Source organism: Cytobacillus pseudoceanisediminis (genome assembly GCF_023516215.1).
In the GTDB taxonomy this organism is placed as follows: Bacteria; Bacillota; Bacilli; order Bacillales; family Cytobacillaceae; genus Cytobacillus; species Cytobacillus pseudoceanisediminis.
Map to the genome: position 1 here is coordinate 4,522,178 of NZ_CP097349.1, position 16,323 is coordinate 4,538,500.

Consider the following 16,323-nt stretch of genomic DNA (forward strand, 5'->3'; position numbering starts at 1 on the left):
TGAAAAAATGAGCAAATTAGAAGAGTTTATTAAAAATGAAGGCCTTGTCTTTCCCGGCAAAACATATGCAGAAGAACTGCTGATGCCCGTTTTTAATGACCAGCGGGACTATCTGTTCCATGTCATGTTCGATATTCATCGGGCACATGTGATCATGCTGGCAGAAAAGGGGATCATTCCTGAAGAAGAAGCAAGAACCATGCTGGAAGGAATTAATAAAGTGGCAATGTCAGACACCAGCTCATTATCCTACCAGCCTCAATTTGAAGATCTCTTTTTTATGATGGAAGCGAAAATAGGAGAAGAGATTGGCGATGAATTGGCCGGAAAAATCCACATTGCCCGGAGCCGGAATGATATGGGGATCGCGATGTACAGGCTGGTGCTAAGAGAACATTTGCTGCAGCTCCTTGGAAGTGCTTATCAGCTTAGTGAGGCATTGCTGGAGCAGGCTGAAGAGCATAAAGAGACCTATATGACCGGCTATACCCATACACAGCCGGCCCAGCCGACCACTTTGGGGCATTATCTCCTGGCCGTTTATGATGTTCTCCAAAGGGATATTAAACGGCTTTGGGCTGCTTATAAAACCGTTAACAAATCCTCGCTCGGTGCAGCGGCTCTTACGACGACCGGTTTTCCGATTTGCAGGGACCGCACCCGTGACCTATTGGGATTTGAAGGAATTATTGAAAACTCATATGACTCGATTGCGGGAGCAGATTACCTGCTGGAAACCTCATCAGCCCTGATGACCTGCATGGTGAATACCGGCCGGTGGATCCAGGACTTCCTTCAGCATGTAACAAGAGAGTTTGGCACCTTCCAGGTGGCGGATCCTTACGTGCAGGTAAGCAGCATTATGCCTCAAAAAAGGAACCCCGTTTCCATTGAGCACTCCAGATCCATTGCCAGCAGCGCCTACGGTGAAGCATATGCAGCCATGAACATGGTTCATAATACGCCATTTGGGGATATCGTTGATACAGAAGATGATCTGCAGCCTCATTTGTATCGTGCTTTTACGAATGCCAATCGGGTATTAAAGCTGATGTACGCAGTGATTGCCACTTTAAAAGTCAATAAAGACCATGCAAAAGAAATGGCCAAAAAGTCGTGCATCACGATCACCGAACTGGCGGACACTCTGGCAAGAGACTACAGCATACCTTTCCGGAAGGCCCACTCCATTGCCAGCTATATTTCAAAACAAACCGTGAAGGATCAGAAAGAACTGTGCGACTGGAAAGTGGAGGACGTGAATGAAGTCATTCAGGGATATGTTCCCGTTTCCCTTTCAGAGGAAGAGTGGAAGAAAATCATTTCTCCTGAATACTTTGTGCAGATCCGCAGCCTTCAGGGAGGACCGAATCCGGATGAGGTCTCGAGAATGATCAAGGATCGGAATGAAACCCTCACAGGGGATCTGTTGAGCTATGAGGGGATTGTGAGAGGGCTTAAGGAGAAGCGGGAGAATTTGATTAACTTTACATTTTAATTTGAAAAGCGAATTTCGCTGGAGCATATGCGGGATTCGCTTTTTCTTTTTATCTTTTATTTCTTGAAAAATATAATATGATAAGAATTAGAGGGGGTGAGTGAGATGAAAAAAAGTTTACTCGCAGTACTCAGCTTAGGATTAATATCCGGTGTAATTTATTTTTTGGCTTCATACACCGCAGAACCTGCAAAGCCAGTTATCCCTGCTGTTTCCCTGGAAAAGGATATCTGTGAAAGAGTTTCAGAACAATTTGGCGAAGACTGCCAGCGGGTTCTATTGTTTGACCCCCATTCACGATTAGTTTTTGCAGAGACCAATTCGGGAATTATCCCTGTTCTGACCAATCAGGAATTTACAGAATTTAAGAAGTTCATATATCCGATGATGGATTTCCAGGAATTCAGCGAAGAAAAAGGAGATAGGGGAGCCATCGACTGGCGGGCAGATAATAAGTCTGAGAAGGATTTTGCCATCCTATATGGATTTGCTGAGGATGATGCCAAAACCATCATAATTAACAGTGAAGGAAATATCCAGCCAACCCGCTTTCTTGTTCGGGATAACTTGTGGGTTTGGTATGCTGTTTTCGAGAAAGATGAAATTAAATTGCCGGTTGAGGTTACAGTTTATGATGCAGATGGACACATTGTTAAGGGAAATGAATAAGCATATCCTCCACTTCCTATTCAATCAGGAAGTTTTTTTATTTCCGCTGATTATCCATGAGTCCAATCCTTGCAAAAACCACCTTACAGAATTCGGACTTCAATTTGTGTAATACAGGAGTATAATACGTAGTAAGCAGACAATTCGATGAATTTAGAGTCTGACTTTTTGCAAACTTACTATTATAGAATCAGGTAAAGGAGGGAGCGCTCCCGATGATTCTTGACCAGCGCTGCATGACGATTTTGACGAAAATGGTCCATGCGCCTACACATGTTTCTCCGCAGGAGCTTATGGAAGAATTACAGATTTCCAAGCGGACCGTTTATTATGATGTTGACAAAATTAATAGCTGGCTCAAAGACCAGGGTTTAGATGAGCTGAAGTATATCCGTGCTGCTGGATTTTTCTTGATGAAGAAGAAAAGCAGCAGGTTAAACAGCGGCTGCACTCGTTTGATAAAGCTGCCGGTTATGAGTTTTCACGAAAAGAAAGAATGGCCTGGACTGCCATACTCATCCTGACCCGCGAGAAAACCATTTATCTGCAGGATCTGATGGATAAGCTGGGTGTCAGCAGAAGTACGCTTCTGGCAGATATCAAGGAATTAAAAAAGCAGCTTAACCAGTACCAGGTTCAGTTGAATTTCCATAAATCTTCAGGCTACTTTATTGCCGGTGAGGAGCAGGATAAGCGGAAAATGCTGATTTACTGCCTATCACAGGTTTTAACCAATCGCGGCTGGAATGATCTATTATCCGAAGTTCAGTTAACCATCCAGGACACGCCTGGACTGTCACCTGAAATGTTTCAGCGTACTGATTTAGAAACGATCTATGAGATTCTGAATGAAAGTGAATCATTTTCCGGTGTTCATTACACAGATGAAGTAATGGAGACGCTGAGTGCCCATATATTTATGCTGATCAAAAGGTTTAACCAGGAAAAATACATCAAGATGGATCCTGTTGAAAAACAGGTCATTAAAGAAACAAAAGAGTACACCGCTGCTCGATTTATTTGCCGGAAAATTGAAAGCGGTTTCCAGCTTGAAGTTCCTGATGATGAAGCCTGTTATCTTGCAACCTACCTGTTGGGTGCGAAAATAAGCGACTATGATACACATGAGCTGGAAAACCAGGACCTTGAGATCCTTAAATCAATGGCAGTAAGAATGGTCGATGATTTTCAAAAATATGCGTGCGTATTTTTCCAAAATCGGAAGGAGCTTGAACGGAATTTATTGATTCATTTAAAGCCCGCTTACTTCCGAATCAAATATGGGATCGAACTGGAGAATCCATTATCCAAATCTGTACAGGAGTCTTATCAGGATCTGTTTATTCTAACCAAAAAAGTGGTTCATCATTTTGAATACGTGCTGGGCAAAAAAGTATCTGATGATGAAGCGGCCTATATTGCGATGCACTTTGGAGGCTGGATTGATAAAGAAGGCGTCAGGGTGGAAGCCCGCAAAAAAGCGGCTGTGGTGTGTGCCAGCGGAATCGGCACGTCACGAATCCTTCAGAAACAAATTGAAGATCTCATGCCGTTTGTCGATGTGGCGAATGTATACACCGTCCGTGAATATGAGAAAGCGTCCCTGGCAGATTTGGACTTTGTCATTTCGACAACGCCAGTATCCCGGAAACATGTACCGGTGTTTATTGTAAATCCGATTCTTAACCCGTCTGAGAAGGAATCTCTGCTTAAGCAGGTTCAGGCATCAGAAAAAAGGCCGAAATCAGAAAACATAGACGCATTGATGGACATTATCCGGAAGCATGCAGATATAAATGACGAAAGCATGCTGATCCAGGAATTGAAGGTTTACTATCAATCAAATAAAGAAGCAAAAAGTGAGGTGGATCAAAAGCCAATGTTAAATGAAGTTCTAACCGCCGATAAAATTCAATTTGCAGATTCGGCTGCAAGCTGGCAGGAAGCACTGCAAATGGCATCACAGCCGCTATTGGCCGATCAATCCATCAGCCAGCATTATATTGATGCCATGATTGAAAACGTGAATGAAATGGGACCATATATTGTCATCGCGCCGGGAATAGCCCTTCCTCATGCCCGCCCTGAAGCTGGCGTGAACAAGCTGGGAATGAGCTTCCTGCAATTAAAGGAAAGCTGTGCTTTTTCGGAAAAGCCGGAGCATCAGGTAAGATTATTCTTTGTGCTGGCAGCCATCGATAATGAAACCCATTTAAAAGCATTATCCCAGCTGTCTAAAATGCTGTCTGACAGCGATAACCTTGAAAAACTGCAGAATGCTGATACTCAAGCTGACGTATTAGAAATCATTAATCAATATTCACAAGACTAAGGAGGAAAAAAATGAAAAAAATTCTAGTAGTATGCGGAAACGGACTTGGAAGCAGCTTTATCGTAGAAATGAATGTGAAAACAGTTTTAAGCCAACTGGGAGTGGAAGCAGATGTTTCACATACTGATTTAACTACGGCTAAATCTGAAAAAGCAGATATCTACCTGGGATCTAAAGACCTGATTTCCACTTTGGATGACGGAACAAGAACGATCATTGGTTTGACAAACATCCTTGACCAAAACGAGCTAAAAGCTGCATTGGAATCCCATTTATCATAATAGAGAAAGAAAGGGCAGGCGATAGACTCGCCCGCTGAAAAATAAAAAGAACAAATACAGTATAACCTGAAAAACTGTTAGATGAAAGATAGATACAGAGGATTTAAAAGGAGGGGTAAACATGTTTGATTTTATCATGAATGATATACTGGGCACGCCCGCCATCCTGGTTGGTTTATTCGCCTTGTTTGGCTTGCTTCTGCAGAAGAAGGGCATTGCCGATGTCATATCAGGTACGCTTAAAACGATTATGGGCTTTCTCATCCTGAATGGAGGAGCAAGCATCTTAATAGGCTCACTTGATATTTTCGGAAAAATGTTTGAAAAGGCTTTTCATATCCAGGGCGTTATTCCGAACAACGAAGCCATCGTAGCGATTGCCCAGCAGACATTTGGGAAAGAAACTGCGATGATCATGCTTTTCGGGATGGTCATGAACATAATAATTGCCCGTTTTACACCGTTTAAATATATTTTCCTTACCGGCCATCATACTTTATTCATGGCTTGCCTTATCTCAGCTGTATTTGCAACTGGCGGAGTAACAGGGCTTCCATTGATCATTATCGGGTCTATTATTCTAGGATTATTAATGGTATTCATGCCTGCGCTTGTCCAGCCATATGTACGCGAAATCACTGGCAATGACAGCATAGCTGTCGGCCACTTTGGATCTTTCGGCTACTTTGTTTCCGGCTTTATTGGAAAGCGTGTAGGGGATAAATCCAAATCGACGGAGGATATCAAAGTGCCAAAATCACTTGGATTCCTGCGCGATACATCTGTTGCGATGTCTCTCACAATGACGATTCTCTTCCTGGTTGTGGCGCCGATCGCCGGAAAAGGCTATGTAGAATCTGAATTGAGCGGCGGAGTTAACTTCCTTGTATTCTCGCTCATGCAGGCCATTACGTTTGCAGCTGGTGTATATGTAGTCCTTGCCGGTGTGCGGATGCTGATTGCAGAAATCGTTCCAGCTTTTAAAGGAATCGCTGATAAAGTGGTTAAAGATGCGAAGCCTGCCCTTGATTGCCCGGCAGTGTTCCCTTTTGCTCCAAATGCAGTTATTATCGGATTCCTATTCAGCTTCGTAGCTGGTTTGCTTTCCATGTTCCTTCTTCCATTATTCGGCCTGAAAATAATTGTGCCAGGCCTGATTCCGCACTTCTTCACAGGTGCAGCGGCAGGGGTTTTCGGAAATGCCACTGGAGGCAGACGAGGAGCCATGATCGGAGCATTTGCCAACGGTCTATTAATCTCATTCCTTCCGGCCTTATTGCTGCCGGTACTGGGATCACTAGGGTTTGAAGGAACTACTTTTGGAGATTCGGACTTTGGGGTTGTGGGGATTTTATTGAGCTTTTTGATTAAACTGTTTTCATAATATGCTTTATCAAAAGGGATTTCGCTTTCGGGTGGAATCCTTTTTTGCATTTTAATTTGCCGATTGAATTCATTGGACAAGGTGCATCATTTTTCGAAAATTCAAAAATATAATCATAACCTATTGATATATTTGGAAAATTGATTAATAATAATAAATGATAAAGAAAGCGCTTAACTAAAATGTGTTTTGATGATTAATAGTAGGCTAAAAACTATTATCTGAGACACAGATGAAATCAGCTAAGATGGAACAAGGAGAGAGGACATGAAAGTAACCATATATGATGTTGCAAAAGAAGCAAATGTCTCAATTGCTACCGTCTCTAAAGTTATTAATAATACCGGAAGAATTGGAGAAAAAACAAAAAGGAAAGTACTGGAGGTCATGAAACAGCTGGATTATCAGCCCAATATGATGGCTTCTGCATTAATGGGAAAACAGACAAAGACAATCGGCCTTCTGATTCCGGATCTTGCTAATCCATTTTTCTCAGAGCTTGCACGCAGCATAGAGGATCGTGCACATGAATTTGGATACAGCCTTGTTATTTGCAGTACTGATTACCAAACAGAAAAGGAAAACAAATATCTTGCTCTTTTAAAAGAAAAAGTGTGGATGGCTTCATTTTAGCATCTGGATTTGAAGATTTAAATAAAGTGGAAGAATTGGTAAAGGAAGATGTTCCTGTAGCGATAGTAGCACGTGATCTTCCAATGTTTTCAATAAATACGGTTGCATTAGATGATTTCATGGGCGGTTACTTGGCTGCGTCCCATTTAATGGAACTTGGCCATCAAAACATAGGTGTGATTGCCAGGGATGTCTGGAGCAACAGGGAGAGGCTGCGGGGATTCAAGCAGGCATTAGAAGAGAGTAATTTAGAGTTTACCCAGGAATTTGAATATATCAATGGGATTAGTCATGTTGAACCTGGAAAATTTATGACAGCTAAATATCTTAAAGGCAATAAGCCGCCAACAGCTATTTTTGCATGCAACGATTTATTGGCAATCGGAGCAATCCAGGCTGTTAAAGAACAGGGTATGCGTGTGCCTGAGGATATTTCAGTTGTGGGTTTCGATAATACTCTTATTGCTACAATTGTAGAGCCTCCATTAACTACGGTTGCCCAGCCAATTCAGCATATGGGAAGAGAAGTGCTGGATTTGATCATTTCGATGATTAAAGGAGAAAAAAGAAAAAATGCGTTTGACATTACTGCCTTCTCTAATCACCCGAAATTCCACAGCAAAAAACAGGAATAAAGACCTGAAAGAAAAATTAGAAAATTTATAAAAGTTATTGATTTTTTATAATATTATGAATAAAATAATATCAACACCTTTGATAAAGCGCTTAACTAAATGTGTGAAAACCCTCTTTAAATTAGAAGGGTAATTAAAAGCATTGGTCTAGATCGGCAGAGGGTTTAAAAGGCCTTTAAAAGAACTTTTTGTTTTTAAAAGGCCTTCCATTTTGTGAAAAATTATTTTTTTCAAAAAGTAAGCGCTTTAACAAAAGGCTCCTAACCAATGATTAAATTGAAACTTTTCCACTTGATTTTATTTTTATAGAAAAAGGTAAGCGCTTACTGTACTGAAGGAGGAGAATGCAATGAAGGCACTTCTAAAAACAGAGCCAGGGATTGGAAATATTGACCTTTTAGACATTGATGAACCCACTATGGGTCCAAATGAAGTGAAAATCGAAGTGAAGTTTACGGGGATTTGCGGCACGGATTTACATATTTACCATGAGACCTTTAAAAGTTATCCGCCTGTCATTATAGGTCATGAATTCTCGGGGGTTGTAGCTGATACAGGAGAAAATATTTCAAAGGTGAAATCGGGAGATCGGGTAGCAGTGCTTGGGTCAACTGCCATTACATGCGGCACCTGCCATTACTGCGAAACAGGATATTACATGTTTTGTTCAGAACGCCGGGGAATGGGGCATGGAGTGGATGGCAGTTTTACGCAATATGCTGTAGTTCGAGAAGATATGGTTTATAAGATTCCTGACAATGTAAGTCTTGAGGAGGCGGCATTATCCGAACCTCTCGCTTGTGCGGTTCAGGCCATTGAAGAGCTGACAAATATTCAAGTTGGCGATACCGTTTTATTATCCGGGCCAGGTCCTATTGGCCTCATCTGTTTGTCCTTGCTGGCTGTAAAAGGCTGTAAAGTCATTGTAGCAGGAACATCTGCAGATAAAATGAGGTTGGAAATTGCCAAAAAACTCGGAGCAGATGTTGTCGTTGATGTAACAGTTGATGACTTGCAATCCATTGTGATGAATGAAACGAATGGTATGGGTGCTGATGTAACGGTAGAATGTGCAGGTGCTGCCCCATCAATCAATAGCTGCCTTAAAGCTTTAAAAAAACGGGGCAAGCATATTCAAGTTGGCATAGCAGGCAAAGAAATCACAATGGATTTTGATATCATTTTGTACAAACAAATACAGCTATTTGGTTCTCTTGCACATTCCATGAAAACATGGAATCGAGTCATACAGATATTAGATCAAAAGAAAGTAAACCTTCAGCCAATCATTACCCATAAGCTTCCGCTGACACAATGGAAAGAAGCGTTTGATCTATGTGAACAAAAGCAATGCGGGAAGGTGCTTTTAAGCCATTCCTCATAAAGTTCATTTAAATGCAATTGATATATTCCGAAGGGAGGAAGCCAGATGTCAAAGACAAAATTGGCAGCTAGTGAAAAAGAAGATGTTCTTATTCCGGAGACAATGAAGTCTGCCTATTTGCAAAGACCTTTGGAAGTTAGTGTTGAAGAAGAAAGAGTCCCTAATGTGACTGGTAAAGAAGTACTGGTCAAGTTAATGGCCGTTGGGGTATGCGGTTCGGATATTCATTATTTTGCTCATGGGCGCATTGGCAAAAGATATGTCCAGTATCCGCATGTACAAGGACACGAGTGTGCAGGAATCGTTGTGTCTATAGGTGAAGAAGTAACAAAATTTAAGGTTGGAGATCGTGTAGCTGTAGAACCGGGTGTTGCTTGCATGAACTGTGAATGGTGTAAAGAGGGAAGGTATAACCTATGTCCCGACGTGCAGTTTTTATCTACACCGCCGGTAAAAGGGGCTTTCGTTCAATATTTAAGACACCGGGAGGATTTTCTATTTCCAATTCCCGATTCTTTATCTTACGAAAATGCAACTCTTGCAGAGCCATTATCCGTATCGATCCATGCCGTAAAACGCGGAGGCTTAACTCCTGGTTCCACCGTAGCCATTACAGGTATGGGACCTGTAGGTTTGATGACCGTCATAGCGGCAAAAGCATTTGGTGCAAAGGAGATCATTGTCAGTGATATCGAGCCATTAAGGCTGGAAACAGCCAGAAAATTTGGCGCTACAAAGATAGTTAACGCTGCAAATGAAGATCTGAATGCATTCATTGAAGAGATAACCTCGGGCTTAGGCGTTGATATGATTATAGAAACCTCCGGAAACGCTAAAGTATTACAATCATCAATTGAATCCGCGAAAAGAGGCGGCGCCGTTGTTGTTATCGGATTTCCGGCAATTGAAGAAGTGCCTCTCAACATCACATTAATGCTTCAAAAAGAAATAGATCTTTTTTCTGTCTATCGTTATACGAATACCTACCCTTTGGCCATCAGCCTGCTAGATACTATCGGCAGCAAGATAGAACCCATCATCACAGATAAATATCCGCTGGAAGATATCCAGGAAGCAATGAACCAGGCTCATACAAACCGAAGCGGAAGTTTAAAAGTCATGGTATATCCCAATCATTTACAAGATTAATAGAAGAGGATTTTAGAATTTGGAGTTATTTTTGAGGAGTTTATCTTCAAAAGGCTCTAAAAATAAAAAGGGGGATTTAAAATGAAAAAAGCATTGAAAGCGGCTTCACTGGCAACGATCTTAACTTTGACTTTAGCAGGGTGCGGAGGGGATCATCAGAAAAGAAATCGGCTAGTGCAGATGCAGCAGAAGGAAAGCAAACTGTACTGGAATTAAGTATTCCTGAGCCTGAGGGAGCAAAATTTGATGTAGCAGCAAAGGCATTTAAAGAGGAACTGGAGAACTTAACAGATGATCAAATGACAGTAAAAATACATTATAATAATGCACTTGGCGGAGAAAGAGAAGTATTTGAATTAATGGGAATGGGTTCTCTGGATATGGCTATTCAATCTGCAGGTCCTATGGGAAATTGGGTTCCGGAATTTAATATGTTTGATCTGCCGTTCCTATTCGATAATCGAGAGCATGCACATGCAGTACTAGATGGAGAAATTGGAGATGAACTGGCTCAAAAATTTGAAGAGCAGACAAATGTTAAGGTGCTTGGCTGGGTGGAAAATGGTTTTGTAGCAACATCTTCAAATAACGCCATTAACAGTGTGGAAGATGTAAAAGGGCTGAAGGTGCGTGTTCAGGAAAATGAGCTGCAAATTGATGCATGGAAGGCTTATGGTGCAGATGCAACACCAATGGCCTGGACTGAAGTATTTACTGGATTACAGCAAGGAGTTATTGACGGTCATTCCAACTCATTAGCAACCATCCAAACATCCAAGATTTTTGAAGTGCAAAGTCATGTTGCCCTGTTGGAGGACAGATATGCGCCTGGCCCAATTTCTATAAGCAAGGCTACTTTTGATGGTCTTACTCCAGATCAGCAGGATGCGGTTATAAAAGCTGCTGAACATGCAGAACCAATTGGAAGACAGGCAAATGAAGATAAAATAAATGAAGCAGCCAAATTCCTTAAAGATCAGGGATTGGAGCTGACAGAGCCGGATAAAGAATCCTTTAAAGCGAAAACCGATGCTGTCTATGAAAAGTGGGCACCAAAAATTGGGGAAGAAATCATTGAAAAAGTAAAAAATCTGGATTATTAGGCTACTGAGAGGGCAATGATGAATTGAATGATTTGTTGCCCTCTTCATTTAAGGAGTTGATTAGATGAAGAGCATACCCGGATTGTATATTCGAACCATCGATATGCTGAACAAGTTTTTTGGATATGCTTTGGCTTTTATCATGGCATTTATGACTATTATTATCTTTTGGCAGGTTATCGCACGCTACGTAGTCGGCTCTTCTTTGGCCTGGTCAGAGGAGCTTTCAAGATTCTTAATGATATTTATGATAATGATTGGCGCCTCGCTTGCGCTTAGGGAAAACCAGCTTATATCCGTTGAAGTCGTACCGGAAATGTTAAGGGGACGAGTGAAGAAATGGCTGACAGTTATAGTCCATCTCATTTCCATCTTTTTTTATACGATAATTATCATGTTTGGATGGAAGGTAGCACAAAGCTTTGGCAATCAAATTGCTCCTGGTACAGGAATATCAATGTTCTTTATCTACCTTTCTTTGCCTCTGGGAGGCGTATTGCTTCTAATGAACTCCATTACATGTATTTTGGAAGAGTTCATAGAAAGAAAGGAGTGAAATGATGCTGCCTGTTTTCTTTATATCTCTATTCATCTTTATCTTTCTAAGTGTGCCGATCGCTTTCTCTTTGGGGTTATCTACGGCATTAGGGGTTTGGATGCATGATACTTTGCCATTGGAAATAATTCCGCAGAGAATATTTGTTTCCATGAACTCGTTTCCATTAATGGCTATCCCGTTTTTATTCTTGCCGGAAATTTGATGGGCGCTGGAAGCATGTCGAAGAGACTGGTTAATTTCGCAAGTGCTCTGGTGGGTCACTTTACTGGCGGATTAGCTATGGTAGCGATCGTTACATCAATGTTTTTTGCAGCTATTTCAGGATCAGGTGCCGCCACAACAGCGGCGATTGGTTCTATTCTCATCCCGGCTATGGTGGCAAGAGGTTACAAAATTGAGTATGCTGCGGCCAATCAGGCGGTGGCAGGTGCTTTAGGGATTATCATTCCGCCAAGTATTGCCATGATATTATATGGTGTCGCGGCGGAAGTTTCTATAGGGGACCTTTTTATTGCGGGCATCCTCCCGGGCTTATTAATTACTTTTTCGCTTTTGATCAGTGCATATATCATCGCAAACCGCCGAGGCTATGTTGGGGAGGAGAAGAAGAGCTTCCCTGATGTCCTCGTGTCGTTTAAGAAATCGTTCCTTGCACTTCTAATGCCTATTATTGTGCTGGGAGGCATCTATTCAGGTGTATTTACTCCGACAGAAGCATCAGTTATTGCAGTTGTTTACTCTTTTGTTGTCGGTTTCTTTATTTATCGGGATATTACTATTCAGCAGCTTGCTGATACCTTAAAGAAATCAGCCATTAGCAGCTCAATCATCATGATAGTAATTGGAACTGCCGGCTTGTTTGGCTTTTTCATCGAGATGAACGGTGTTCCAGGAATGATATACAGCTCAATATCAGATGTAGTTACAAATAAATATATTTTCCTTATTATTGTAAACATCATTTTGTTTGTAGCAGGCATGTTCTTAGAAGGGGAGCTGCAATCCTTATTTTTGTTCCTCTGTTATTGGGTACTGCAGTCAATTTGGGAATAGATCCCGTTCATTTTGGAGTAATCATGGTTTGTAATTTAGCGATTGGATTGGTAACTCCGCCTGTAGGGATTGATTTGTTTGTTGTATCCCAGCTTACAAAACTTTCAATTGTAAGAATTGGAAAAGCGGTAATCCCATTAATTTTCATCTTGATTATCGATGTGCTCGTTATTTCATTTTTTCCGCCGCTTTCTACCTGGCTGCCTTCGTTATTAAAATAGGAAAATACGAGCTACGAGCAAAATTCTAAGTTCTTTATAACAAGATAAGTTTCCTTATCTTGTTCCTTTTTCAACATTTGGTAAAGCGCTTAACTAGATTAATAGAACAAAGCCTAAGGAGGATTTAAATGAGTATCCCATTAAACGAAGAAAAATTAAGTTATTTAATTGAGAAGTCATCTAAAGCAAGACAACTAATTATTCAGACGGTTCATCATGCAGGAGCAGGACATATAGGAGGTCCAATGTCTGCTTCTGATGTCCTCGTAAATTTGTATTTTAATGAAATGAATGTAAATCCAGATAACCCTACAGATGTACAGAGAGATCGATTTGTACTATCAAAGGGGCATTCAGCAATTGGGCTCTATGCAGTTTTAGCACTTAGAGGATATTTTCCGACAGAGGAATTGCAAACGTTTGATTCATTAAATTCCCGTTTGCAGGCTCATCCGGATATGAATACCCTTCCAGGTCTGGACATGTCAACAGGCTCGCTTGGCCAAGGGATTTCTGCAGCTGTCGGAATGGCCCTGGGTGCAAAGCTTCAGAATAAAAAATTCCGCACATATTGCATGATTGGTGATGGTGAGTCACAGGAAGGCCAGGTTTGGGAGGCTGCAGATATTGCTTCTAAATATAAATTGGATAATCTGGTGGTTATTCTCGACTTTAACAAGCTTCAGCAGTTTGGATGGCAAGGTGAAGGAGCTTCAAGAGCAACTCCGATAAATAAGCCAAAACAGCGCTGGGAAGCTTTTGGCTGGCATGTCATTGAGATAGATGGCCATAACCATCAGGAGATTAGTGAAGCTTTAAGTCATGCCAGAGAGGTAACAGGAAAACCGGTTATGATTATCGCAAACACGGTTAAAGGCAAGGGTGTTTCATTTATGGAAGGAGATTATTTATGGCATTCAAGAATTCCGACAGATGAAGAGTTAAGCAGCGCATCAGAAGAACTGGAAATGGGGGTTCAAAAATGAAAAGCTTACTTTCTAAAGATCAAGTTTCAATGAGGGACGTTTTTGGAGAAACACTGCTCAAATTATCTCTGGAGTCCGATAAGGTATATGCGATTGATGGAGATTTGGCTAACTCAACCAAAATAGATGCTGTTGCAAAAGGGAATCCTGCTAGATTTCTGCAAATGGGCATCGCTGAACAGAATATGATGAGTGTGGCTGCAGGACTGGCTGCAACTGGCTTGCAGCCCTGGGCGGCTACCTTTGCTGCATTTCTGTCTAAACGTGCCATTGATCAAATTCAAGTACAAATTGCTCAGCCGAAATTAGACGTGAAAATGATTGGAGCCTATAGCGGTTTGCTGACAGGGGTAACGGGAAAAACGCATCAATCGCTGGAGGATATCGCAATTTTCAGGTCACTTGCCAATATGGTTGTTCTCGCACCTGCAGACAGTACAGAAGTGGAAAAAATGATGGAGTTTGCACATAAATACGAAGGGCCATTATATATGCGCCTTGCCCGTGACCCTTATCCAATCATTTTTAATGAAGATTACCACTTTGAATTCGGCAAAGCGGTGCATTTAAAAGAAGGAACGGATATTACCATCATTTCTACAGGAACACAAACCAGCAGGTCTTTAGCCGCGGCAGAACAATTAGAAGCTGATGGAATCTCTGCTGCAGTGATTCATATGCCTACCATTAAGCCGCTTGATAAAGAAGCAATTGTTCAAGCTGCAGAAAATACAGGAGTTATTGTTACAGCAGAGGAGCATAGCATTTACGGCGGTCTTGGAAGTGCAGTGGCAGAAGTTTTAGTAGAAGAGAAGCCAGTTCCTATGCTTCGTGTAGGTGTAAAAGATCTAAATTCAGAGTCAGCTAAAAATGATGACTTGCTGGAAAAGTACGAAATTTCATCTGGCCATATTGTCAAAAGAGTCAAAGAGGCATTGACGAAGAAAAATTCTTTAATTTAACCATAGGATTGGAGAGGTAAATATGCAGACAAGTATTTTAAATGAAAAGCTATTTATTGATGGAAAATGGATTCAATCGGAAAATACACACAAAGTATATAACAAATACACCGGAGAGCTCTTTTCAGAGATTGGCATTGCTGATGAAAAGCTGGTGGATCAAGCAATTGCAGCTGCTGAATACGCACATAAAAATACAACATTTATCCCGGATTACCGCTATAGGGTTTTAATGCGTGCAGCAGAGCTGCTGCTGAGTCATGCCGAAGAATTCGCTCAAATTATTGCCAAGGAAGGCGGGAAGCCTATCACTGATGCAAGAGCAGAAGTGAATCGCTCAGCATCGACATTCCAAATTGCTGCTGATGAAACAAAAAAGCTCGTAGGAGAAATTATCCCAAATTATAACGTGCAGGGAAGATTCCTTTATACAATAAAAAAGCCTGTGGGAGTTGTAGCAGCAATTACCCCGTTTAACTTCCCTCTAAATCTTGTTGCACATAAAGTTGCTCCGGCCTTGGCAGCGGGAAATCCAGTTATTCTTAAGCCGGCATCTGATACAGCAACGATTGCTATAAAACTATGTGAACTGCTCGAGAAAGCGGGAGTTCCGAGAGGATACCTGCAATGTGTAGTAGGAAGCGGGGGTACAGTCGGTGAACAGCTCCTGAATGATGAAAGGATTGCGCATTATACATTCACAGGTTCACCTGGAGTAGGCAAACATATTCAGAAAACAATTGGATTAAGAAAAGCCACCTTAGAGCTGGGCTCCAACTCTGCCACTATCGTTCATAGTGATGCGGATATTCATAAAGCTGCTGCCAAGCTTGCAAAAATGTCATTTGCACATGCCGGGCAAATATGCATCTCAGTTCAGAGAATTTTTGTTCAGAAATCTGTTAAAGAGAGGTTCCTAGAAAAGTTTTTGCAGGAGGTTTCCTATCTTAAGGTGGGAGATCCTTTGGACCCGAATACGAATGTTGGCCCAATGATCAATGTGAAGGAAGCTGAACGCATTGAGCAATGGGTCAAGGAAGCTGAAGAGGATGGAGCAGTCATTTTAACCGGGGGAAAACGAGAAGGCAGTATTTTTTACCCAACCGTAATTACAAATGTGAGAAAAGGGATGAAAGTTTCGGATGAAGAGGTGTTCGCTCCTGTCGTTACCGTCTCAGATTACGAAACAATCGAAGAAGCAATTGAGCTTGTGAATGACTCGAAGTATGGCCTGCAGGCCGGAATATATACTTCAGATCTGAGTTTATCTTATAAAATTCCTTACATGCTTGAAGTAGGCGGTGTTGTTATTAATGATACATGCTGCTTCAGGACTGATCAAATGCCTTATGGAGGCGTGAAAGAAAGCGGAAATGGCAAGGAAGGTCCGGCTTATGCCATACAAGAACTCGTAGAAACTGTGACGGTCGTTGTAAATCTTGAAGAATGATAAATAGGTTCATATAAAAATAGA

Annotated in this window: 14 protein-coding genes and 2 pseudogenes; all 16 read left to right on the plus strand. The window is 41.5% G+C overall.

Translation table 11 applies throughout. The features are described 5' to 3' along the window. Positions 1-7: 7 nt before the first annotated feature. The 16 genes and pseudogenes from argH (at position 8) to M5V91_RS24325 (ending at position 16,299) form a co-directional block, all read left to right on the plus strand. On the plus strand, positions 8-1,498 hold the full coding sequence (gene argH, locus M5V91_RS24255; RefSeq protein WP_251174245.1) for an argininosuccinate lyase: 1,491 nt from the start codon (positions 8-10) through the stop codon (positions 1,496-1,498). A gap of 105 nt (positions 1,499-1,603) precedes the next feature. Further along, positions 1,604-2,167 (plus strand): hypothetical protein, encoded by a 564-nt coding sequence (locus tag M5V91_RS24260; protein ID WP_251174244.1) that lies wholly within the window; start codon positions 1,604-1,606, stop codon positions 2,165-2,167. Between the two features lie 215 nt (positions 2,168-2,382). Then, the gene (locus M5V91_RS24265; RefSeq protein WP_284521542.1) at positions 2,383-2,691 is read left to right on the plus strand and encodes an HTH domain-containing protein; all 309 of its coding nucleotides are present in this window, start codon (positions 2,383-2,385) and stop codon (positions 2,689-2,691) included. Continuing rightward, entirely contained in the window at positions 2,664-4,499 is a 1,836-nt protein-coding gene (locus M5V91_RS24270; RefSeq protein ID WP_284521543.1) for a BglG family transcription antiterminator, read from the plus strand. The genes M5V91_RS24265 and M5V91_RS24270 overlap by 28 nt, the downstream gene beginning before the upstream one ends. Positions 4,500-4,510: 11 nt before the next feature. Continuing rightward, entirely contained in the window at positions 4,511-4,780 is a 270-nt protein-coding gene (locus M5V91_RS24275) for a PTS sugar transporter subunit IIB (protein ID WP_009332100.1), read from the plus strand. Positions 4,781-4,901: 121 nt separating this feature from the next. Then, positions 4,902-6,164, plus strand: coding sequence for a PTS ascorbate transporter subunit IIC (gene ulaA, locus M5V91_RS24280; protein ID WP_009332099.1), 1,263 nt, complete (start codon positions 4,902-4,904; stop codon positions 6,162-6,164). Between the two features lie 267 nt (positions 6,165-6,431). Further along, positions 6,432-7,432: pseudogene (locus M5V91_RS24285) on the plus strand (LacI family DNA-binding transcriptional regulator). A 349-nt stretch (positions 7,433-7,781) separates the two neighbouring features. Further along, positions 7,782-8,816 carry a zinc-dependent alcohol dehydrogenase gene (locus M5V91_RS24290; protein ID WP_251174241.1) on the plus strand — a complete coding sequence of 345 codons (1,035 nt, stop codon included), beginning with the start codon at positions 7,782-7,784 and terminating at the stop codon, positions 8,814-8,816. A gap of 45 nt (positions 8,817-8,861) precedes the next feature. Further along, complete coding sequence (locus M5V91_RS24295) at positions 8,862-9,965, plus strand: NAD(P)-dependent alcohol dehydrogenase (protein WP_159863101.1); 1,104 nt, start codon at positions 8,862-8,864, stop codon at positions 9,963-9,965. A 140-nt stretch (positions 9,966-10,105) separates the two neighbouring features. After that, on the plus strand, positions 10,106-11,068 hold the full coding sequence (gene dctP, locus M5V91_RS24300; protein ID WP_284521544.1) for a TRAP transporter substrate-binding protein DctP: 963 nt from the start codon (positions 10,106-10,108) through the stop codon (positions 11,066-11,068). A 64-nt stretch (positions 11,069-11,132) separates the two neighbouring features. Further along, a complete protein-coding gene (locus M5V91_RS24305; protein WP_251174239.1) occupies positions 11,133-11,624 on the plus strand; it encodes a TRAP transporter small permease in 492 nt (163 codons plus the stop codon). Between the two features lies 1 nt (position 11,625). Continuing rightward, positions 11,626-11,829 carry a TRAP transporter large permease subunit gene (locus M5V91_RS30700; RefSeq protein WP_369425914.1) on the plus strand — a complete coding sequence of 68 codons (204 nt, stop codon included), beginning with the start codon at positions 11,626-11,628 and terminating at the stop codon, positions 11,827-11,829. A 14-nt stretch (positions 11,830-11,843) separates the two neighbouring features. Continuing rightward, a pseudogene (locus M5V91_RS24310) lies at positions 11,844-12,901 on the plus strand (TRAP transporter large permease). A gap of 128 nt (positions 12,902-13,029) precedes the next feature. Continuing rightward, positions 13,030-13,887 (plus strand): transketolase, encoded by an 858-nt coding sequence (locus M5V91_RS24315; RefSeq protein ID WP_159863097.1) that lies wholly within the window; start codon positions 13,030-13,032, stop codon positions 13,885-13,887. Next, positions 13,884-14,849, plus strand: coding sequence for a transketolase family protein (locus tag M5V91_RS24320; RefSeq protein ID WP_159863096.1), 966 nt, complete (start codon positions 13,884-13,886; stop codon positions 14,847-14,849). The genes M5V91_RS24315 and M5V91_RS24320 overlap by 4 nt, the downstream gene beginning before the upstream one ends. Before the next feature lie 22 nt (positions 14,850-14,871). After that, positions 14,872-16,299, plus strand: a complete 1,428-nt coding sequence (locus M5V91_RS24325; RefSeq protein WP_251174237.1) for an aldehyde dehydrogenase family protein — start codon at positions 14,872-14,874, stop codon at positions 16,297-16,299. The last annotated feature ends 24 nt before the right edge of the window (positions 16,300-16,323 follow it).

Bases quoted from the DNA above. Each gene is read 5' to 3' on its own strand.
- M5V91_RS24320 (WP_159863096.1), top strand. From the start codon at position 13,884: ATGAAAAGCTTACTTTCTAAAGATCAAGTTTCAATGAGGGACGTTTTT.
- argH (WP_251174245.1), top strand. From the start codon at position 8: ATGAGCAAATTAGAAGAGTTTATTAAAAATGAAGGCCTTGTCTTTCCC.
- M5V91_RS24270 (WP_284521543.1), top strand. From the start codon at position 2,664: ATGGCCTGGACTGCCATACTCATCCTGACCCGCGAGAAAACCATTTAT.
- M5V91_RS24290 (WP_251174241.1), top strand. From the start codon at position 7,782: ATGAAGGCACTTCTAAAAACAGAGCCAGGGATTGGAAATATTGACCTT.
- M5V91_RS24260 (WP_251174244.1), top strand. From the start codon at position 1,604: ATGAAAAAAAGTTTACTCGCAGTACTCAGCTTAGGATTAATATCCGGT.
- M5V91_RS24325 (WP_251174237.1), top strand. From the start codon at position 14,872: ATGCAGACAAGTATTTTAAATGAAAAGCTATTTATTGATGGAAAATGG.
- M5V91_RS24315 (WP_159863097.1), top strand. From the start codon at position 13,030: ATGAGTATCCCATTAAACGAAGAAAAATTAAGTTATTTAATTGAGAAG.
- M5V91_RS24265 (WP_284521542.1), top strand. From the start codon at position 2,383: ATGATTCTTGACCAGCGCTGCATGACGATTTTGACGAAAATGGTCCAT.
- M5V91_RS30700 (WP_369425914.1), top strand. From the start codon at position 11,626: ATGATGCTGCCTGTTTTCTTTATATCTCTATTCATCTTTATCTTTCTA.
- M5V91_RS24305 (WP_251174239.1), top strand. From the start codon at position 11,133: ATGAAGAGCATACCCGGATTGTATATTCGAACCATCGATATGCTGAAC.
- M5V91_RS24295 (WP_159863101.1), top strand. From the start codon at position 8,862: ATGTCAAAGACAAAATTGGCAGCTAGTGAAAAAGAAGATGTTCTTATT.
- M5V91_RS24275 (WP_009332100.1), top strand. From the start codon at position 4,511: ATGAAAAAAATTCTAGTAGTATGCGGAAACGGACTTGGAAGCAGCTTT.
- ulaA (WP_009332099.1), top strand. From the start codon at position 4,902: ATGTTTGATTTTATCATGAATGATATACTGGGCACGCCCGCCATCCTG.